The sequence below is a fragment of the Levilactobacillus huananensis genome, assembly GCF_003946145.1.
Classification (GTDB): domain Bacteria; phylum Bacillota; class Bacilli; order Lactobacillales; family Lactobacillaceae; genus Levilactobacillus; species Levilactobacillus huananensis.
Genome location: NZ_RHOC01000001.1, coordinates 414,990 through 434,636 on the forward strand (window position 1 = coordinate 414,990; position 19,647 = coordinate 434,636).

The window sequence follows — 19,647 nt, forward strand, 5'->3', positions numbered from 1 at the left end:
TTAGTCATCCTTACTCTTTTTTCAAATTCTCCAAGGCATGGCGTGCCGCATTCTGTTCGGCATGCTTTTTGGAATGGCCATGACCTTCGCCCAAGAGCTTGTCGTTAACATAAACGGCAACCTTAAAGGCCCGATCGTTGTCTGGTCCCTTTTCGTCTAATAACCGGTAGTCAATCGTCACCGAACCATTTTTCTGAACCAATTCTTGAAGTTCGGTCTTGTGATCGAAGAATTCATCGAATCGGCCCTCGTCAAGCTTAGGGAAGACCACCTTCGTTACAAATGGGACAACAGCTTCAAGCCCTTGATCCATGTAGAGCGCCCCAATGAAGGACTCAAAAATGTCACACAAGAGTGAATCCCGGTGCCGTGCCTGTGCCTTTTCTTCACCACGCCCCAAACGAATATATTGGTCGAAATGACATTCGCGCGCAAAACTAGCAAAGCTCTGTTCGTTAACCATAGCCGCCCGCAGCCGAGTCAACCGACCTTGAGGCATCTTCGGATAACGCCGGAAGATATAGTTGGAAACGACCAACTGCATCACAGCATCCCCTAAAAATTCAATTCGTTCGTAAAATTTTAACCCTTGATTAGGATGTTCATTCACGTATGACGCCTGGGTGAAGGCCTCATCTAATAAGGATTGGTCCTTAAAATGAATCCCAAAATTATCCTGTAACTCTTGATTTAATCCCGCAATCACGTGTGACCCCTCATTTCTTTGTTACTTGATCCGCTCATGCCTTTTTAGGGGCATGAGATTGAAAAAGCCCGGGACGAAAAGTTGCGGCCCGGACTCGCTCAATCATTATTTTTGTTCTGCTTGATGGGCAACGATGTAATCCACCACTTCACCGATCGTATTTAATTTCTCGGCGTCCTCGTCAGAAATTTCAGACCCAAAAGTGTCTTCCAATTCTAGGACAAATTCCACAAAATCAATGGAATCTGCATCTAAGTCTTGCTTAAAATTTAACTGTTCGTTAATCTGATCGCGTTCGACCTCAAAATGGTCGGCAATAATGTCTGCAACCTGATCAAAAATTTCTGTTCTTGTCATAGTTTACTCCCTCGCTCACAGTATTCAATAAGTAGTCTAACCGTTTTAACGGGCCTTGTCTAGCAAATTAATGGGTGACTACTTAAGCGATTCCTTTAAGGCCGCCATTTCATCGGTATGTTGGTCGAAATAGCTGACCAGCTGTTCCGCGCTATGAGTCTGAATCAGCTCGTGAATTTGGCCGATAGTGTTCTTGACCGTCGCGGCCTTACTGGACCCGTGCGTTTTAACAACAGGCGCCTTTAAACCAAGCAACACAGCGCCTCCATATTGAGAGTAATCCATGGCCTGCTGAACATTCTTGAAGACGGGTTTCAACATGCTGGCCCCGATCTTGCCACCAATACCGCCACTCATGATTTCACCCTTGATTAGCTTAAGCATCGACAGCGCGGTTCCTTCAATGGCCTTAAGTGTCGCGTTTCCAGTAAAGCCATCGGTCACAACCACGTCGGCTGCCCCGTTTAAAAGATCACGTGACTCCACATTCCCAATGAAGTTCAAGTCTTCAATCCCACTCAGCGCCTGGTAAATCGCCTGATGGGCCTTATCACCCTTATCGGCTTCGGTCCCATTATTCAAGAGGCCAACCCGGGGATGGTCAACATGCATCACAGACTGCGCGTAGTACTGGCCCATGACCGCATATTGTACGACATTAAACGGCTTAGTGTCGGCATTAGCACCGACGTCTAACATGACAAAGTTCGACTGATCGGGCTTCCGTAAAACTGGAAGTGTTGTCGTCAAACCAGGGCGGTCAATTCCCTTGATCCGACCGACAATCAGGAGTCCAGCAGCCAAAACGGCTCCGGAATTTCCGGCGGAGAAAAAGGCGTCTGCCTGACCCTCTTTAACCGCCGTCGCCGCGAGTACGATACTCGATTGCTTCTTACGGCGAATGGCTCGAACGGGTTCGTCCGCCATTGTAATGACCTCACTGGCTGGAATCAGGGTAATTCGTGTGTCAGTTTGAATTAGTGGTTTAACCTTGTCTTCCTGACCAAACACTAAAAATTCAATGTCCGAATAGGCATCTCGAGCCTGTTCAATTCCCTTAATAATTTCGGCGGGGGCGTAGTCGCCTCCCATTGCGTCAACGGCAATTTTCATGATTCGTCTCCTTATCTAATCCATGGTGGTGTTCTGATGGGCCGTCGTGCTGAGAAAAGCCGCTAAAGCGAGATTAGCATCCTTGTCCGCCCAATTCGGTGAGGCCACCGTCTCTTTGGCTGCTTGCTGAGCAACGCTTAAGATATTCAGATCCGCCACCGGGTCGCCAACTTTGAAGTCGGGAACACCAGACTGCTTTTTACCCAGAATATCACCTGGGCCTCGTAATTCCAAATCCTTTTGCGATAAAACGAAACCATCATTGGTACTGGTCATCGTTGTCATTCGCTCCACAGCGAGTTCGTTCTTCGGATCTGCAATGAGGATGCAGGCCGAGGCCTTCTTGCCTCGACCAACCCGGCCACGTAACTGATGTAACTGGGCCAACCCAAAGTGATCGGCATCATAAATCATCATAATTGTGGCATTGGGCACGTCCACCCCAACTTCAATCACGGTCGTTGCCACCAGAACTTGGAACTCATTATTTTTAAATGCGTCCATAACGGCATTCTTTTCCTCATTCTTCATGCGTCCGTGAAGCAATCCAACCCGATAAGTGGGCTCGAACTGTTCCTTAAAACGTTCATAAATGGCCTCAGCATTCTTCATGTCAACGGCCTCGGATTCCTCAATCAGTGGCGTCACCACGTAAGCCTGAGAGCCAGTGCTTAACTCAGCCTTGACCTCACGCAATGTCGCGTCCACCTGGTTGCTTCGAATCCAACTGGTTTTGATTGGTTGCCGACCGGCGGGGAGCTCGTTAATCACCGAGACATCCATTTCACCGTAAGCGGTAATTGCCAGTGTCCGTGGAATTGGGGTAGCCGTCATGGCTAGCACATCGGGCTGTTGGCCCTTCTCACGTAATGCCTGACGTTGATTAACCCCGAAACGATGTTGCTCATCAATGACTGCCAGACCAAGATCAGCATAGTCGACCTCGGGTTGGATCAACGCGTGGGTCCCAACAATTAGGTTCACGGTTCCTTTCGCAATCTGTGGTAGCAGTGTCTTGCGTGCGGCTGGCTTAGTGGCTCCAGTTAATAGTGCCACGTTGACTGGAAAATCGGCAAAAAGTTTTGCCAAGTTGTTGGCATGCTGCTCCGCCAAAATTTCCGTTGGAGCCATCAATGCTGCTTGAACACCGGCAGTAATCGCAGCGTACATGGCAATTGCCGCCACCACTGTTTTCCCACTACCAACATCCCCTTGTAGCAGTCGATTCATGTGAATCGGCCGTTTCAAGTCGTAACAGATCTCGTTGACCACTCGCTTCTGGGCATTCGTCAATTCATAGGGCAAGGCCGCAATAAAGTCCTTGAGCTGTGGTAGATCATACGTTAGGGCTTGTCCATGTAAGGTATGGTCCTGCTGTTTGACCACCTGAAGGCGGACTTCAAACAGATAAAACTCCTCAAATTTAGCCGTTCGTCGTGCCGCCTGAGCCGCTCGATCACTCTTGGGAAAGTGCATGTCATGAATCATCTCGCGACGATGGAGCAACCGGTATTCATCACGTAAAGGTTCCGGAATCAGATCCACAATCACCGGCGCATACGTCTCAAAGGCACTCTCCACAAGCTTCTGAATGGTTCCCTGGCGAACTTCCTTGTTGGCTGGATAGATCGATCCCATACCACTATCGGCACTCGCAATAATCTTCATTCCGGAAAGGCTCTGACGCTTGGCATCGAACCGACCATAGACGGCAAGTTCCTTGCCAACCTCCAACTTGTCCTTAAGCCACGGCTGGTTAAAGAAGGTTACTGGGATTATCGTGTGCTCATCAAGCAATAGACGAAAGGTCAGTCGCGTCTTGCGCCGACCAAAACGTGAGATCACTGGGGCGGCCGCGACCGTCCCCTTTAATGTCACCTTAGCTTGGTCCGTCAACTCCGTGGGATCTTTGGCTTGCAGGTCCTCATAACGAAACGGAAAATAGGTCAGCAGATCATTCACATTCTCAATAGCCAATGATCGCAACGCCTGTGCCCGTTTGGGGCCGACACCCGCCAACTCACTGATCGGATCACTTAAACTCGTCACACCCAGCACCTCCTCTCTTAAAATTGAAAAAAGATTGGACCAACTAGCCCAATCTTCCTGCCATCAATCGGCTATTCAACGGAAATTAAGAACGGATAGACTGGTTGGCCCCCCGCGTGAATTTCTGTCTCTAATTCGTCATCCATGCCTTCAATGGCCGTTTGTAGCTCCTGAGCTACAGCTTCGGTCGTATCGGCACCGTAAATAATTGTCACAATTTCGCTGTCATCGTCAAGCATAGCTTGAACGGTTTCTTCGGCAGTCTTCAAAAGATCGGCATCGGTAACCTTAATGGTACCGTCGACGATTCCCATGAAGTTACCTTCCTTGATATCAAAGCCGTCCAGCTCAGTATCACGAATGGCATGGGTCACTTGACCACTCTTAACCGCGGCCAGATTTTCTTCCATCGCAGCTTGGTTATCTTCGAGATCAGCATCTGGATTGTAGCCCAGCATTGCCGTCATTCCTTGAGAAACCGTCGTTGAATGCACAATAACCGTTGGGACATCCGTGACCTTAGCAGCCTGTTCTGCTGCCAGGAAAATATTCTTATTGTTAGGCAAAACGATAGCGCGTTTGGCCTTGCATTGGTTCACGGCGTCGACGATGTCCTGCGTACTTGGGTTCATCGTTTGACCCCCGTTAACAACGTAAGTCACACCCAGGCTCTTAAAGAGCTTGGCGAGACCGTCACCAGCAGCGATAGCAATGATGGCCGTATCAGTCGCTTCACTTTCGGCTGGCATGGCTTCTGCTTCGGCTGGATGGTCATCATGTTCCATGATAGTTTCTTGTTGCATCCGCATGTTGTCGACCTTGACCTTAGCCAAGTCACCGAACTCTTGCCCCCAGGCAATAACCTTACCAGGGTGTTCAGTATGCACATGGACCTTCACAATTTCCTCATCGTTAACGACTAACAAGGAATCCCCTAAGCCTGCAAGATACTTGTAGAAGGTATCGTAATCGAAATCGTGTTGAACTTGCTTCCCACGACCAATTCGTACCATGATTTCAGTACAGTACCCATACTTGATGCTATTGGGATCGAGCTTGCCCTGCACGCTCTGATGGTGAGCAGCGTCAATCATTTCATCCATTTCAGCATCATCTGGCTTATAGTCGCCCTCTTCGGCAACGCGGCCATTCAGGGAGTCATTAAAGGCTTCGAGCACAAAGGTTAACCCTTGACCACCGGAATCCACAACACCGACTTGTTTCAGAACCGGCAATAGGTCTGGTGTTGTTGCCAAAGCAGCCTTAGCGGCCTCGTAAACGGCATCCATTACAACCAAGACATCATCGCTGCCCTTAGCGGCATTTAAACCGGCCTGTGCGCCCTCACGAACCACCGTTAGAATTGTTCCTTCGGTTGGCTTCATGACGGCCTTATAAGCCGTTTCTGCACCCGCAGCAAAGCCATCAGCTAAGTCTTGGGCCGTCAACGTTTGTTCATCAGCTAATTTCCGAGAAAATCCTCGGAAGATCTGTGACAGAATAACCCCAGAGTTCCCCCGGGCACCCATCAACAGGCCCTTGGCCAAGGCCACAGCCAAGACACCCACAGCCGTGCTGTCAGCATCTCGTTCGTACTTGGCACCACTTTGCAGTGACAGGCTCATGTTGGTCCCAGTGTCCCCATCAGGAACGGGGAAAACATTCAGTGAGTTAATAAAATCAGCGTTTTGGTTTAGCTTTTGCGAGGCGGCTTGGACCATCTTACCAAACTCAAGATTAGTAATTTCTGTTACTTTCAACTAAGTATCCTCCTTGATTTCAGTACGTCTGGCTAGTCAGCCAACACCCGCACCCCTTGTACAATCACGTTTACTGAGTTTGCGGAAACCCCCAGCATCGTTTCTAGGTTATATTTTACTTTAGATTGGACGTTCCGTGAGACTTCGGAAATCTTGGTTCCGTAGCTCACAATCACGTAAACGTCGATTGCCACGCCATTTTCTTCCTGACGAACAACGACGCCGCGGGCATAATTCTCCCGTCGTAAGATATCATTCACGTTATCACGAATCTGATTCTTACTTGCCATACCCACGACACCATAGTTATCAGTCGCGGCACCCCCAACAACGGTCGCAATCACTTCATTGGTAATATCAATTGTTCCGTACTGAGTCTTAATCTTTACGGCCATGGAAATAGCCTCCTTATTCTAGATAGTCAATCTTAACAGAGATTAATCTTACCACAACAGCGCCAAAAATAGAAATAGGAACTCCCAAAACCTCATGACGGCGGCAAATAAGTGTCAAGTAGATTTGCTTGAAAGAAACCATTGCGTTCTAGAAAAGATTATGGTAAATTAGTCAGGTGAGCAAAATGCACTGCTTTTTAAAAAAAGTAATGAATGAATCCACAAAGGAGGGTTTTACGCCATGGCAAAGGATTTTCTTAACGGCAAGCGGACACGTTTTGGTAACAAGCGTTCCCACGCCTTGAACTCAAGTCGTCGCGCTTGGAAGCCGAACTTACAAAAGGTTCGCATCTTAGTGGACGGTAAGCCAAAACGAGTTTGGGTTTCCGCTCGGACTTTAAAATCAGGTAAAGTAACCCGCGTCTAGTGATAGATACGGTTAAACAAAAAAATGAGGAGTTCCGGTTTGCCGGGTCTCCTCATTTTTTTGTAACTTAAAAAGGCGTCTGACTACCACTACAATGACTTCGTGGTAGTCAGACGCCTTTTTCATACAGTCACTACTCGTGCCGAGCCTCGAAGGTATCGCAGCTTTGAATCACACAGAGCAGACCCGTATCGAACTGAAATTCCCCGGTCTCACCAACAAATTCGTTGCTAGCAAAAGAGATCGGATAAGGAATGGGTTCGTTGTGGAGCTGATATTTTTCATTCGTTAAACTCAAGTGGTCGATCGGCGTCAAAGGAATAAACGCCAGGTAATTCTTATCGGGTTCCTTAGTCACCGTATAGTGACCCGGCAAATAAAAGGCAATCGTATTCTGCCGATCAATCAATCGAATCCGTTGAGCGTAGGCCTTGTACTCTGGTTGAAGCACCAGAAATAGGTTGGCCAAGAAGTGGTCGAGACGACCGCCCGTTGCCCCATAAATGTCAATTTTTTCCGCGCCATAATCGTTTAGGGCCACGGTCACTGCAAGTTGAGTATCCGTATAATCCTTCTCCGGTTGTGACTGCCGAATGTCCTTGACATTACGCCGGACTCGCTGCAGTTCGGGTGCCTGCAAGGAATCGAAATCCCCCACCGCCGCCACGGGCTGAATGTTCAGATCAATTAAGCGTAAGGTCCCTCGATCAACGCCAATCCAGGGGCCCGCAATGTTCCGCGTGCTGAGGTCTTCCGGCCAATTGGCCTTAGGACCACCCACGAGGAGATTGAAAGTTCCCCCACGTGGCATTATTTTGTGGCGTCCTTTAAGGCTTGGACACGGGATGCCGGGTCTTCGGCGTTGAAGACATATGACCCTGCAACGGCAACCGTGGCACCAGCCTTGGCACAATCAACAACCGTTTCATTGTTAACCCCACCGTCGACTTCGATATCGAATGTATATCCCTTTTCCTTCTTAATAGCTTCCAATTGGGCAATCTTTTCAACAGTGCTGTGTAAGAACTTCTGACCACCGAAACCAGGGTTAACAGTCATGACCAAAACTTGGCCAACCATGCCCAAGACAGGTTCGATAGCAGCCACTGGGGTCCCAGGGTTGATGACAACTTCTGGCGTCACACCAGCGTTTTGAATCATTTGTAAAGCCCGGTGAATGTGTGGCGTTGCTTCAACGTGAACACCGATGATGTCGGCGCCGGCCTTGGCGAAGTCGTCAATGTAGCGTTCTGGGTTTTGTACCATCATGTGAACGTCTAAGACCATCTTGGTAATTGGGCGAATTGCCTTAACCCAACCTGGACCATAAGACAGTGCTGGAACGAAGGCCCCGTCCATGATGTCGATATGTAAGACTTCGGCACCGGCATTATCTAACATTTCGATGTCCCGTTGTAAATTGACGTAATCCGCACTCAGGATTGATGGCGCTACTTTAATCATAAATTATCTTCCTCATTTCTTTTTATTATAAATTGGTTTTTGATTCTTTAACAACGTGAGTAACTGAAGGTAGTTGTCGTAACGACTCTGCATCAAGTCGCCACTCGCAACCCCTTCCTTGACGGCACACCCTGGCTCGTTCAGGTGCACACAGCCTCGGAAACGACACTGGTTGGCCACCGCCAAGAATTCTGGGAAGTAATGCCCCAGATCTCGGTAATCGATGGTCAGTGTGTCATATGACGAAAATCCAGGGGTATCGGCTACCAGCCCACCAGCGATCGGCATCAAACTCACCTTCCGAGTCGTATGCTTCCCACGGTTTAACGCCGTGGAAATCTCGCCAGTTGCCAATTCGAGATCGGGCGCAATGTGATTCAGCAACGTGGACTTTCCCGCCCCTGTTTGCCCCATAATAACCGTTTCCTGGTCAGCCAAAGTCGCCTTGACCTGGTCCAAGCCATCGGCTGAGAATGGTTCGCGGGTCAGAACGACCGGATAGCCGATCTGACGATAGCCCGCTGCCAAGGCTTCAAACATCTGGTAACGGTCGTCATCAATCAAATCGGTCTTCGTGAAGACGATGACTGGTTTAATACCACTGATTTCTAGTGCGATCAGTTGCCGGTCCAGCAGGTTCGTTGAAAACTCTGGCGCTGCCACTGCCGTGACCACGATCCCCTGATCGATATTGGCCACGGGTGGCCGAGTCAGGGCATTGGTTCTTGGGAGAATCTCGAGAATGTAACCTTCTTTTGGTGTCGAGCTCTCAAACTGCACACGATCTCCCACGAGCGGCGTGATGCGCCGCTTGCGAAAATTCCCCCGTGCCCGGGTTCGATACATCTTCCCGTCACTAAACACGTCATAAAAACCGCTCAATGACTGGCGAATCTGTCCCTCTGACATGCAGCACCTCCTTTGTTTCTGATCATTCAAAAAGCTCAGTTCTCTTTTATTATAAAAGAACTGAGCCGTAAATGCAGGTTTTTTATTAATTTTTCGTCACATGACTATCCGACGCAATGACATGACCATCGCGAACGACCTTATAGGCCCCTGCCTTGCCCGATGCTACGGTAAACGGTAAGGTGACCGAAGTATCCGCGGTAATCGTCATCTGCTTGTAGATGGCACTGAGCGAGTGATCTTGATCCTTTAAGTAAATCTGAATCAAGTTACTCTTATTTGGACTTGTCGATGCGCCACTATCGTCGCTAGTGTTGTCACTGTTGCCGTCATCAAAAGGAATCTTGACGTTCACGTTGAATTCATCGGTGTCCGAACTACTGTCGCTCTGTTCGCCCCGCGATAAGGTCAAAGTGATCTCGTCACCCTCTTGAACCACAGCCCCTTCACCAGGAGACTGACGAATCACCTTTCCCTTAGTGACATCGTTGGAATAGGCGTATTGAAAGGCCAGATTCAAGTTGTGATCTGTGGCATAGCGTTGTGCTTGTGCCTTTGTCTTGTTCGTCAGATCAGCCAGCGTGACCGTTTCCGATCCCGTGGATACGGTAAAGGTCAGGTCCGTCTTGGACGGCACAACCCGTTTCCCCGCAACCACGCTTTGTTGAATGATTCGGCCGGATGGCACACTCGTCGAGTGCACGGATTCACGGTGAACCGTGAATCCCATTGCCTCAAGCTTAGCCGCGGTGCTGGCATAGGCATCTCCCTGATAATCCGCTAATTTCACGCGACGCGGGCCGGTGCTGACCCAGAGGTCCACCACCGTATTTTCCTTGAGTTGTGTCCCTGACCGTGGTTCCGTCCGCGCAACCCGATTGGCTTTCACCTTAGAACTCGTGGTCTTTCGGACCTGACCAACCTTTAAATGTGAAGACACCAGTGCCTGTCTCGCCAAGGATTCCCGTTGGCCAATCACATTAGGCACGTTAGTCATCTTCGGCCGGAAGAGGGCCATCCCAATCAGGATCCCCACAATCAGCAGGAAGATCGTTCCGCCTGCCAACATGAATTTTCGTCGTCGCGGATGGCGATCTTTATACTTCAAGCGTTTCTTCTTCGGCTCTGTTTCCGTTTCCGCCGCATCATCGGTCTTGGCCGCAGCCTTCGCCGCTTCCGGCGTCACAACAACATGGGGAATCGGCATTTCCTTCAAAGCACTGATCGGCAGGACCTTAGTCTCACCATTGTCATTGTTTTCCGGAATAAACCGTGCTTCATCCGCACGGGTTGGTGATAACGCCGTCTTTAAGTCATCGGCCATGCTTTCAACATCACTATATCGGTCCGCAGGTCGCTTGGCCGTCGCTTGTAACACGACGTTCTCCAAGGCTTGGGGAATCCGGGGATCGATATCTCGGACAGACGGAATCTCTGCTTGATAATGTTTTAAGGCAATCGACACCGCTGTTTCCCCTTCAAAGGGAACGGTACCGGTCAACATCTCATAAAGAATAATCCCGAGCGAATAAATATCGGACTGCTTCGTTGCCATCCCCCCACGAGCTTGTTCGGGTGACAGGTAATGGACGGAGCCCAGAACGGTATTGGTCTGGGTCAGACTGTGTTCTGACAAAGCCACTGCAATCCCAAAATCCGTAATTTTGGCCACCTGCTGATGGTCAATCAGAATATTTTGGGGTTTCAGATCACGATGAATGATGTCGTGGTCGTGGGCCGTCTTCACGGCACTGAGAATTTGCGCCATAATCTGAATGACTTCTTGGTAGGGAATCGGGAAGTGATCCTTGATGTAGGCTTTCAGATCAGTCCCTTCGACGTACTCCATGACCAGGTACTGCATACCATTCTCTTCACCGACATCATAGACTTGGACGATGTTTTCCTGAACCAGCTCCGTCGCCGCTAGGGCTTCACGCTGGAACCGCCGAATAGTACTCGGATCATCGCGTAGATCCAGCCGAAGTAATTTGACTGACACATCACGATCTAGGATCAGATCGTGAGCCAGGTAAACGTTGGCCATCCCACCTTCGCCCAGGGCACGGACGATGCGGTAGCGACCGTTAAGCGTATATCCCGCACGCATCAGCTCACCTCCCCAGCCGACTTCACCATCAAGAGGACGGTAATGTTATCCAATCCCCCGGCGTCGTTGGCCAGTTCAATCAATCGGTCACACTTTTCGGTCACTGTTCGGTCACTAAGCAATACTTCTTGAATCCGATCATCATCCACCATGTTGGTGAGACCGTCCGTACAGAGTAACAGCTGATCACCGTCGGCTAGTGGATAGGTATTCAGATCAAAGCGCGCGTCGTCTGAGATTCCTAATGAACGAATGATCACATTCTTTTGGGGGTGGTGCCGCGCGGCCTGGCGGCTAATTTCACCGCGCTTGACCAATTCATTTACCAGCGAGTGGTCCTCAGTAAGTTGTCGTAACAGGTTGGCCCGTAGCAGGTAGGCCCGAGAATCTCCAATACTAGCAATGACGACCTCTTCGTCATAGTAGAGCGCGGCCACCAACGTGGTTCCCATCCCATTGAGATCGGCAAACTGATTCGATTTATCAATGATCGATTGATTTTCAGCAGTTATTTCGGTGGTAATCCACTGACGTGCCGCCGCCGAGGTCGGCAACTTGGTCTGTTCAAACTCATGACCCAGGTGGGAAACTGCCATGGCACTGGCCACGTCACCACCCTGATTACCCCCGATACCATCGGCAATGATGGCCAAGTGTTGCTTGGCCTGATTCGTGAAGACATCTACGTAATCTTCGTTGTCAACCCGCTGCTTTCCAATTGATGTTCGATAGGCCACTTCCATGACCGTCACCCCCTACTTCTTACGACGAAAGGCACTGACGAAGAACCCATCTGAATCGTAGTCATCAGGGTAAATTGCCAAGGTATCCGTCGTTCGGTCATCCTTAAGGTTTAATTTAGTGGTTACACGAAGGGCTTCGAAGTCAGGGTGTTCTGCCAAGAACTTCTCAGCAACTTCGTTATTTTCTGTCTTTAAAATGGTGCAGGTACTGTAGACCAGAATCCCGTCAGCCTTGAGCTTAGGTACCACGGCATCCAAAATTCCTAACTGTACTTTTTGAAGTTGATGAATATCTTGTGGTGTCTTTTCGTAACGAATTTCAGGCTTCCGACGAATTAATCCCAATCCGGAACATGGCGCGTCGACTAAGATTCGATCAAACTTGCCGTCCTTGAACTTGTCGTCTACCTTGCGAGCATCTAAGGCCATAGCGTCAACGCGATCGGCCACGTGCATCCGCTCGGCGTTACGTTCGATAACCTGGATCTTCTTTTCATGAAGATCCAAAGCCGTCACTTTACCACCAGAATGGGGATCAAGTAAGGCCGCAATCTGCGTTGTCTTCCCCCCCGGTGCGGCACAAGCATCTAAAACTTGGTCACCAGGACGGACTTGTAAGGCTTCGACGGGTAACATGGCACTCTCGTCTTGAATCGTCACCTTACCGTCTTCAAAAACGCGGCTCTCGCTCGCTGGATGATCGTCTAAACGAAAGGCACCAGCAGCGACAAGACTTGGGGTAACTTCGTAGCCTTCGGATTCCAAAGACTGCTTAACGGCTTCCGGTGTCGTCACCAGTGGGTTGACCCGCACAGATTGTGCGGCCGGCTGATTGATGGTCTCCAAGATGCTGATCGTTTTCTCTTCACCGACCTGTTCCTGAAGTGCTGTAATCAGCCATTCCGGCACAGAATAGGTAATACTGAGACGCTTCAACGGATCCTTAATTTTAGAGATGTCGGGTAAGCCTTGACGATCCATGGCATGCAAGACACCGGTCACAAAACGACGGATTCCTTCATGGCCCCGATCCTTGGCCAACTGAATGGCTTCGTTAAAGATGGCGCGTTTAGGCACCCGGTCCAGATAAATTTCCTGATAAAGGGCCACTAACAAAGTCATCTTAACCCAGGGTAATACCTTTTGATTGGGCTTTACGAAACCTTCCAAATAGTATTCCAACGTTAGCTGATGTTGAATGGTTCCATAAACCAAGTTGGTTACGAAACGTCGATCAACATCACTTAGGTTGTGACTGCTTAAGGTCTGTTCCAATTGTAGGTTTGAGTATGCCCCATTGGCAACTCGGGTCAGTGCTTCAACCGCTAACGCTCTAGGCGTTACATTTCTCGTCATTATTCAACCACCTGTTCGCCCACATTAAGGGCATCTTGAGTTCCGTTTAGAAAATCGGTAATACTTAATTTTGGTTTACCGGCCGGTTGGAGCGTCTCGATTGCGAGAACGCCGTGTTCCCCGGTCGCAATAGCCAAGTGATGCTTGTCGTGACTCACCAATTGGCCGGGCTTGAGATCCGTCGTCTGATCAAGTACTTTAACCTGCCACAACTTGGTCCGCACACCATTGAGATAGACGTGTGCCGTTGGAAATGGCCGCAATGCGCGAACCTTGCAGTCGATTAGGTGAGCACTCAGCGTAATAGCCACGCGTTCTTCTTCCGGCTTAATTGTCGGCGAAAAGGTTACCAGGCTCTCGTCTTGAGGTACTGGCGTAATTTCATTCGCCAAAAGCTTAGGTAAAGTGGCCAGTAAGAGGTCGCGACCCAACAGACTCAGCTTGTCAAACATGCTTCCCACATCGTCTTGGTCCGTGATCGGTATAGCTTCTTGTGCGATGACATCCCCGGCATCCATCTTCTTTTCCATGTACATAATAGAAACCCCAGTCTCCTTGTCACCATTCATGATGGCATAGTGTACGGGGGCCCCACCACGGTACTTGGGCAACAATGAGGCATGGACATTAATCGCCGCCACCTTAGCCGCTTTCAGCAGCTTAGTTGGCAGAAATTGACCAAAGGCTGCCGTCACAATCAGGTCTGGGGCTAATTCAATGGCTCTAGCCATCTCAGGGCTCCCGGAAATCTTCTCAGGCTGTAAAACCTCGATATCGTGTTCCACGGCCACTTGCTTGACGGGTGACGCTGTTAAAACATGCTTCCGACCGACACGACGGTCTGGCTGTGTCACCACGGCCAGAACATCGTAGTCATGGTCGATCAAACTACTCAGGATCGGCGCAGAAAACTGCGGCGTTCCCATAAAAATAACTGAAGTCATTGGACACCATACTTTCCATAGTTAAGTTTAAATTTAGTTGACTTAATTGCCTACATAAAGGACATTGGTTCAGAATCAATCGTCACGGTCAGCCCGCGCCTTGCTGGCGCCTGAGCTGCCTGACGAATTTGTTCGAGCACTGCCCGTAATTTTGGCTCGTGTTTATATTTAATCACAACTTGATAATAATACTTCCGCTTGACCCGTGCAATCGCCTTGGGCGTGGGTCCCAGGATAATAGCTTGGGGACTGAGGCCCTGTTTTAAAGCCTCAACAATCTGAAACATTGCTTTAGCTGCTACCGCTTCTTCCTCATGACTCGCTGTCAACTGTACCGCAAAATAATATGGCGGGTAGCTTCCTTGGTGCCGCATATGCATCTCGGTCACGAAGAACCGTTCGTAATCCTGCTTCTGCGCCAACTGAATGGCATAATGATCCGGATTAAATGTCTGGATGTACACCTCACCGGGCTTGCTCGCCCGACCAGCCCGACCACTGACCTGCGTCAGCAGTTGGAAGGTCCGTTCACTCGCCCGAAAGTCTGGTAAACCTAGCGCCGTATCAGCGTTCAAAACGCCCACCAGCGTCACATTGGGAAAATCCAGACCCTTGGCAATCATTTGGGTTCCCAGTAAGATATCAGCCTTGTGTTCACCAAATTGACGAAGCAGACGCTCGTGAGCCCCTTTTCGCCGGGTAGAATCCACGTCCATGCGCAAGATCTTTGCATCGGGTAACCGTTGTTCTAAAGCCTGTTGCACCTTCTGTGTCCCGGTCCCATAATAACGAATCTTCTTGCTATGACAGTTGGGACAAACATGAGGAATCGCCTCTTCATGCCCACAGTAGTGACATTTCATGCTATGCGTATCCATGTGTAGCGTCAGTGAAATATCACAATTGGGACATTTCAACACGAACCCACAATCCCGACACATGACAAATGACGAATAACCGCGTCGATTCAGCATCAAGACAATCTGTTCGTGGCGATCCAAACGTTCCTTAATGGCCGTCATTAAGGGTTCTGAGAAATCACTGTCTCCTTGTATTTTCATCTGTTCTCGCATGTCAACCACGTGAACAGTAGGCATAGCCTGAGCCTTTGCTCGCTTGGGCAACACTAAACGGGTGTAAAGGCCCTTGGCAGCTCGCGCACGCGTCTCTAGGGACGGGGTGGCACTTCCCAGCACTACTGGGCAATGATTGAACTCTCCACGCCACAACGCCACGTCACGGGCGTGATAGCGTGGATTTTCATCCTGTTTGTAACTACTTTCGTGTTCCTCATCCATGATGATAATTCCGAGATTTTCCACGGGTGCGAAGACTGCGGACCGGGCCCCGACAACCACCGTTGCCTCGCCACGATCGATCCGCCGCCATTCGTCGTACTGTTCTCCCTTAGACAAGCCACTGTGCAGGACCGCCACTCGTTGACCGAATCGTGCTTTCACCCGATTGACCATCTGAGGCGTCAGGGCAATTTCAGGGACTAACATGAGAGCCGTCCTTCCCTGTTCCAGGGCAATAGCAATACTTTGCAGGTAAACCTCAGTCTTCCCACTCCCGGTAACCCCTTCAACCAAGAAATTCTCAGCTTGTTGCTCGTCTATGGCGGTGGTAATCGCACTGACCGCCACTTGCTGCTCCGCGTTCAAATGCAGTGGTTTCGTCGGTGTGACCGGTTGATGGAACGGATCACGATAAACCTCCAACGTCGATCGCGTCAACCACCCCTTCTCGGCGGCAGTCGTCATGACCGCTGCACTCACGTTAGCTTGTTTCCGAGCCTCACTCTGGGCAATGACCTTATCAGCCGGCATTTGTGCAAGGTAGGCCAAGAGATCTGCCTGCTTTGGGGCCCGTTGACTGACGGCCTCACGAATCTCGTTTAATTTAGTTGGTGGCAATGCCGGGGTAATCCCAGTCGTCGTCTTCGCGGCGGCTTGATTCTTCACCTGGTAGACCACCTCGACCTTGCCCGCTCGCTGGAGCTTGAGTAGGCCAGCCACTGTCTGTTCATCAAGCTTGGTCGCATCAAAGTCTCTTGGCGCACCCTCTGGAAAGTAGGTCGCCATTTCAGCGTCACTAAGCGTGGTCGTTGGCCACACCTGCCGCTTGGGTTGTGTCTTGAGTAGGTTAGGTAACATCGTTTGAATACAAGTAATCCGAAAAGCGTAGGTCGTCGTTGCCAGCCAATCCGCCAATTGGCGTAATTCACTATTGAGAACCGGGGCCAGGTCGAGCACCGTTTCAATCGGCTTTAACTGACCGTCAAAGTTAGTGACATCACTGAGTCCCACGACCACACCATCTACCAAACGATGACCACGGCCAAATGGCACAATCACCCGCATCCCCACTTGAACCTGATGCTCTAACTCTGTAGGGATCGCATAGGAGTAGGGATCATTTGTCTGCATCGTGGGCACATCTACTAAAATTTGGCCAATTTGGGCCATGGTTGTCACCTCATTTCATTGCTAAGATTTTTGCTAATTGATCAACTATTAGCGTTGCAATCCGCGCCTTACTGGTCTTCGGTGTCTGAATTTCCTCACCATTGGCCCCAATAAAAGTAACCTGATTGTCATCACTGTTGAATCCAATGTCAGTCCGTGAGACATCATTGGCTGCCAGGAGGTCTAGCGACTTGCTGTGTAATTTGTGTTGCGCATTAGCTAACAAGTTCTGTGTCTCCGCAGCAAACCCCACGGTCACCTGGTGCGGTTGCTTTATCTTCGCCACCTCCGCCAGAATATCTGGGGTCTTTCTTAATTTTAAAACCAGCTCGTCATTATCGACGCTCTTCTTAATCTTCTGGTCAGCTACGTCTAAGGGCTGGAAATCAGCTACTGCGGCGGCCATGACGAGTGCATCGGCTTGTGGAAAATGTTCTAAAACCGCCTGGGCGAGATCACTGGTACTCTGAATGGACACGACCGTCACGCCGCCTGGCGGCGTCAACCGCGTTGGCGCTGTGATCAGGGTGACCTTGGCCCCTGCTTGTTGCGCAGCAGCGGCCACGGCATATCCCATTTTGCCAGAAGAATCATTGGTCAAAAAACGGACGGGATCGAGCCGTTCACGGGTCCCCCCGGCGGTCACAATCACAGACTTGCCTTGCAAGGGTTGTTGCCCAAAAAGTGGCGATTCTTGAAGTTGACGGATAATCTCGTCGGGTTCTAGAAAACGACCCATTCCCCGATACCCTTCGGCCAAGGCACCTGTCGCCGGGGCCAGCACTGTCACACCATCGGCAATCAAGGTCTGCCGGTTGCGTTGAGTGGCTGAAGCCTGCCACATGTGTGTATTCATGGCTGGTACGATTACCTTAGGGGCAGCTGTCGCCAGCCAAGTTGCACTGGCAATATCATCGGCTAACCCATTGGCTAATTGGGCCATAAGGTTAGCTGAGGCCGGTGCAGCAATGGCCAAGTCTGTCCAGTCAGCCAATTCGATGTGAGGAATTTGACCGTCCGTTCGCCACCACTGATTATCGGTCAGCACCGGTTGCTTGGTTAATGCAGCAAAGGTTGCTGGCGTCACGAATTTGGCAGCCGCAGCCGTTAAAACAACGCGAACAGTTGCACCAAGTCGTTGTAAGTCTCGAGCTAAGATAGCGGCCTTATAGGCAGCCACACTTCCGCTCACCGTTAGTGTCACGTGTTTTCCTTCAAACATAGTAGCCCTCCCAATTTAACAGCAATTGCTTAGCTTTCGTGATAAAAAAAGCCAGATCACCCAATGGCAACCTGGTCTTTCCTGAAATGCCCGCGTTAGGCGTTCAAATCCTTTTCGTCCGGATCAATCATTAGTGCGCCAGCAGCAATTTCTTCCAGGGCACGACCAATGGTCTTAGGCGACTTGTAATCGGTCAAGAGTGGCTTGGCACCGGCGTCCAACTCGTGGGCCCGCTTGCTAGCCAACATGATCAATGAATAACGTGAATCAACTTGTGCTAATAAGTCATCAACTGAGGGATAAAGTAGCATCTTCTATTCGTCTCCAATCATTTGTTCGTAATCCGGCATGACCCGGGTTACCCGTAACCGTTCACTGCGAATAATCATTTGAATCCGCTCAACCGCTTTGTTGACTTCGTCGTTCACCACGGCATAGTCATAGTTGCGCATCATTTGAATTTCACCAACGGCCTTCTTGATCCGTTTATTAATAACGTCCATGGCGTCAGTTCCCCGACCAATCAAGCGGTGCTTTAATTCCATCAAGTCTGGCGGTGTCAGAAACACAAAGACGGCATCGGGACAATTTGCCCGAACCTGCATGGCACCGTTGACTTCAATTTCCAAAAAGACATCCTTACCTTGATCAAGGGTCTCATTAACATATTTTAACGGGGTTCCATAGTAGTTGTCAACATACTTGGCATATTCCAGCATCTGACCGGTTCGAATATTTTCCTCAAACTCTTCTTTAGAAACAAAGTAATAATCGACACCATTGACTTCCCCCTCACGAGGTTGCCGAGTCGTCATTGAAATCGAATATGAAAAATCGGTTGCGCCAGTTTCGAAAAGCGCCTTGCGCACGGTTCCCTTACCAACCCCGGAAGGCCCCGAGAGCACAATAAGCATTCCACGTTTAGCCATTGTTTAAAAATCCCTTCATCCAAAAAATTTATTTAAGCGCCGGTCACCGCCGAGTTGGTATGACCCTCACAACACCGGCAGTCTCTGCTATTAATCTATAGGTAACTATATTACCACTATTTACCCTCAAATAGGTTGAATCCCACCCGAAAAACCAGAAAAAGTCCGGATCATTGGTAATTTCGAACCCTCGATAAAAAACTCTTGCCTTTTCAAACGTATGTTCGTATAATAAAGATACAAACAAACGTTCGAGGTGACCAGCATGCAAAACTTAAATCTTAATCGCGTAGCCCTATCCGATCGGGTTGCCACTGCATACAAAGAATTATTTAGTTCCCGTCCCATTATTCAGGGACAAGTCGTTGACGCACAGATGCCAGAATCGCAACTGACCTATTTTATTCGTCAGGCACTAGACCGACACTACTTTGTTCGCTTACAGTTTAAGAGTTCAAACCCAGACATTGCCCCCGCAGTGGCTATGGGTCATTTGAAAGAAGACACCGCTGGTCACCTCGTCTTGAAGCAAGACCATCGGTTAACGACAATCGTCGCCCCCAGACTCTTGCGTTCAATCCAACGATTTTAAAAAATAACGTCCCCTAGACCTGCTATAGTCCCCTTAAGGTTGACAGATGAAAAAGTATAATTCATCTGTTAACTTTGAGGGGACTTTATTATGCCTAGAACTA

The 19,647-nt window shown here is 49.6% G+C and carries 19 protein-coding genes; 2 read left to right on the forward strand and 17 right to left on the reverse strand.

All coding sequences use genetic code 11. From position 1 onward, the window contains the following. Window positions 1-10: 10 nt before the first annotated feature. The 6 genes from rnc to EKM71_RS02035 form a co-directional block, all read right to left on the reverse strand. The gene (gene rnc / locus EKM71_RS02010) at window positions 11-706 is read right to left on the reverse strand and encodes a ribonuclease III (RefSeq protein ID WP_125572999.1); all 696 of its coding nucleotides are present in this window, start codon (window positions 704-706) and stop codon (window positions 11-13) included. A gap of 105 nt (window positions 707-811) precedes the next feature. After that, the gene (acpP, locus tag EKM71_RS02015; protein WP_057879196.1) at window positions 812-1,063 is read right to left on the reverse strand and encodes an acyl carrier protein; all 252 of its coding nucleotides are present in this window, start codon (window positions 1,061-1,063) and stop codon (window positions 812-814) included. A gap of 78 nt (window positions 1,064-1,141) precedes the next feature. Further along, the gene (gene plsX, locus EKM71_RS02020) at window positions 1,142-2,176 is read right to left on the reverse strand and encodes a phosphate acyltransferase PlsX (RefSeq protein ID WP_125573000.1); all 1,035 of its coding nucleotides are present in this window, start codon (window positions 2,174-2,176) and stop codon (window positions 1,142-1,144) included. A gap of 15 nt (window positions 2,177-2,191) precedes the next feature. Continuing rightward, on the reverse strand, window positions 2,192-4,225 hold the full coding sequence (gene recG / locus EKM71_RS02025; RefSeq protein ID WP_125573001.1) for an ATP-dependent DNA helicase RecG: 2,034 nt from the start codon (window positions 4,223-4,225) through the stop codon (window positions 2,192-2,194). Window positions 4,226-4,296: 71 nt separating this feature from the next. After that, window positions 4,297-5,985 carry a DAK2 domain-containing protein gene (locus EKM71_RS02030; protein ID WP_125573002.1) on the reverse strand — a complete coding sequence of 563 codons (1,689 nt, stop codon included), beginning with the start codon at window positions 5,983-5,985 and terminating at the stop codon, window positions 4,297-4,299. A gap of 32 nt (window positions 5,986-6,017) precedes the next feature. Beyond that, complete coding sequence (locus EKM71_RS02035; protein ID WP_057879200.1) at window positions 6,018-6,380, reverse strand: Asp23/Gls24 family envelope stress response protein; 363 nt, start codon at window positions 6,378-6,380, stop codon at window positions 6,018-6,020. Between the two features lie 241 nt (window positions 6,381-6,621). Here EKM71_RS02035 and rpmB point away from each other — a divergent pair, with 241 nt between their 5' ends. Then, window positions 6,622-6,807, forward strand: coding sequence for a 50S ribosomal protein L28 (gene rpmB / locus EKM71_RS02040; protein ID WP_057879201.1), 186 nt, complete (start codon window positions 6,622-6,624; stop codon window positions 6,805-6,807). A 133-nt stretch (window positions 6,808-6,940) separates the two neighbouring features. On the opposite strand, the gene EKM71_RS02045 is transcribed toward rpmB, so the two are convergent. The 11 genes from EKM71_RS02045 to gmk form a co-directional block, all read right to left on the reverse strand. Beyond that, window positions 6,941-7,618 carry a thiamine diphosphokinase gene (locus EKM71_RS02045; protein WP_125573003.1) on the reverse strand — a complete coding sequence of 226 codons (678 nt, stop codon included), beginning with the start codon at window positions 7,616-7,618 and terminating at the stop codon, window positions 6,941-6,943. Beyond that, window positions 7,618-8,271: a ribulose-phosphate 3-epimerase gene (gene rpe / locus EKM71_RS02050; RefSeq protein WP_125573004.1), complete on the reverse strand. Its 654-nt coding sequence runs from the start codon at window positions 8,269-8,271 to the stop codon at window positions 7,618-7,620. Before rpe ends, EKM71_RS02045 begins: the two co-directional genes overlap by 1 nt. Window positions 8,272-8,283: 12 nt before the next feature. After that, window positions 8,284-9,180 (reverse strand): ribosome small subunit-dependent GTPase A, encoded by an 897-nt coding sequence (gene rsgA, locus EKM71_RS02055; RefSeq protein WP_125573005.1) that lies wholly within the window; start codon window positions 9,178-9,180, stop codon window positions 8,284-8,286. Window positions 9,181-9,265: 85 nt separating this feature from the next. Further along, window positions 9,266-11,290, reverse strand: coding sequence for a Stk1 family PASTA domain-containing Ser/Thr kinase (gene pknB, locus EKM71_RS02060; RefSeq protein ID WP_125573006.1), 2,025 nt, complete (start codon window positions 11,288-11,290; stop codon window positions 9,266-9,268). Beyond that, window positions 11,290-12,033: a Stp1/IreP family PP2C-type Ser/Thr phosphatase gene (locus EKM71_RS02065; RefSeq protein WP_125573007.1), complete on the reverse strand. Its 744-nt coding sequence runs from the start codon at window positions 12,031-12,033 to the stop codon at window positions 11,290-11,292. The genes pknB and EKM71_RS02065 overlap by 1 nt, the downstream gene beginning before the upstream one ends. 12 nt (window positions 12,034-12,045) lie before the next feature. Beyond that, window positions 12,046-13,389: a 16S rRNA (cytosine(967)-C(5))-methyltransferase RsmB gene (rsmB, locus tag EKM71_RS02070; protein WP_125573008.1), complete on the reverse strand. Its 1,344-nt coding sequence runs from the start codon at window positions 13,387-13,389 to the stop codon at window positions 12,046-12,048. After that, complete coding sequence (gene fmt / locus EKM71_RS02075; RefSeq protein ID WP_125573009.1) at window positions 13,389-14,333, reverse strand: methionyl-tRNA formyltransferase; 945 nt, start codon at window positions 14,331-14,333, stop codon at window positions 13,389-13,391. The genes rsmB and fmt overlap by 1 nt, the downstream gene beginning before the upstream one ends. A gap of 50 nt (window positions 14,334-14,383) precedes the next feature. Further along, window positions 14,384-16,801, reverse strand: coding sequence for a primosomal protein N' (priA, locus tag EKM71_RS02080; protein WP_125573010.1), 2,418 nt, complete (start codon window positions 16,799-16,801; stop codon window positions 14,384-14,386). Window positions 16,802-16,811: 10 nt separating this feature from the next. Beyond that, complete coding sequence (gene coaBC / locus EKM71_RS02085; RefSeq protein WP_125573011.1) at window positions 16,812-18,023, reverse strand: bifunctional phosphopantothenoylcysteine decarboxylase/phosphopantothenate--cysteine ligase CoaBC; 1,212 nt, start codon at window positions 18,021-18,023, stop codon at window positions 16,812-16,814. Window positions 18,024-18,118: 95 nt separating this feature from the next. Next, window positions 18,119-18,334: a DNA-directed RNA polymerase subunit omega gene (gene rpoZ, locus EKM71_RS02090; RefSeq protein ID WP_020089007.1), complete on the reverse strand. Its 216-nt coding sequence runs from the start codon at window positions 18,332-18,334 to the stop codon at window positions 18,119-18,121. A 3-nt stretch (window positions 18,335-18,337) separates the two neighbouring features. Next, on the reverse strand, window positions 18,338-18,952 hold the full coding sequence (gmk, locus tag EKM71_RS02095; protein WP_057877920.1) for a guanylate kinase: 615 nt from the start codon (window positions 18,950-18,952) through the stop codon (window positions 18,338-18,340). 265 nt (window positions 18,953-19,217) lie between these two features. On the opposite strand from gmk, the gene EKM71_RS02100 reads away from it, so the two are divergent. Continuing rightward, on the forward strand, window positions 19,218-19,544 hold the full coding sequence (locus tag EKM71_RS02100; protein WP_125573012.1) for a hypothetical protein: 327 nt from the start codon (window positions 19,218-19,220) through the stop codon (window positions 19,542-19,544). Window positions 19,545-19,647: the final 103 nt, after the last annotated feature.

What these genes read in the sequence shown, in the direction of transcription:
- EKM71_RS02035 (WP_057879200.1), bottom strand. Translation starts at nt 6,380, where the DNA reads ATGGCCGTAAAGATTAAGACTCAGTACGGAACAATTGATATTACCAAT.
- rsgA (WP_125573005.1), bottom strand. Translation starts at nt 9,180, where the DNA reads ATGTCAGAGGGACAGATTCGCCAGTCATTGAGCGGTTTTTATGACGTG.
- pknB (WP_125573006.1), bottom strand. Translation starts at nt 11,290, where the DNA reads ATGCGTGCGGGATATACGCTTAACGGTCGCTACCGCATCGTCCGTGCC.
- priA (WP_125573010.1), bottom strand. Translation starts at nt 16,801, where the DNA reads ATGGCCCAAATTGGCCAAATTTTAGTAGATGTGCCCACGATGCAGACA.
- EKM71_RS02045 (WP_125573003.1), bottom strand. Translation starts at nt 7,618, where the DNA reads ATGCCACGTGGGGGAACTTTCAATCTCCTCGTGGGTGGTCCTAAGGCC.
- coaBC (WP_125573011.1), bottom strand. Translation starts at nt 18,023, where the DNA reads ATGTTTGAAGGAAAACACGTGACACTAACGGTGAGCGGAAGTGTGGCT.
- rpe (WP_125573004.1), bottom strand. Translation starts at nt 8,271, where the DNA reads ATGATTAAAGTAGCGCCATCAATCCTGAGTGCGGATTACGTCAATTTA.
- plsX (WP_125573000.1), bottom strand. Translation starts at nt 2,176, where the DNA reads ATGAAAATTGCCGTTGACGCAATGGGAGGCGACTACGCCCCCGCCGAA.
- rsmB (WP_125573008.1), bottom strand. Translation starts at nt 13,389, where the DNA reads ATGACGAGAAATGTAACGCCTAGAGCGTTAGCGGTTGAAGCACTGACC.
- rpmB (WP_057879201.1), top strand. Translation starts at nt 6,622, where the DNA reads ATGGCAAAGGATTTTCTTAACGGCAAGCGGACACGTTTTGGTAACAAG.
- gmk (WP_057877920.1), bottom strand. Translation starts at nt 18,952, where the DNA reads ATGGCTAAACGTGGAATGCTTATTGTGCTCTCGGGGCCTTCCGGGGTT.
- EKM71_RS02100 (WP_125573012.1), top strand. Translation starts at nt 19,218, where the DNA reads ATGCAAAACTTAAATCTTAATCGCGTAGCCCTATCCGATCGGGTTGCC.
- rpoZ (WP_020089007.1), bottom strand. Translation starts at nt 18,334, where the DNA reads ATGCTACTTTATCCCTCAGTTGATGACTTATTAGCACAAGTTGATTCA.
- fmt (WP_125573009.1), bottom strand. Translation starts at nt 14,333, where the DNA reads ATGACTTCAGTTATTTTTATGGGAACGCCGCAGTTTTCTGCGCCGATC.
- EKM71_RS02065 (WP_125573007.1), bottom strand. Translation starts at nt 12,033, where the DNA reads ATGGAAGTGGCCTATCGAACATCAATTGGAAAGCAGCGGGTTGACAAC.
- acpP (WP_057879196.1), bottom strand. Translation starts at nt 1,063, where the DNA reads ATGACAAGAACAGAAATTTTTGATCAGGTTGCAGACATTATTGCCGAC.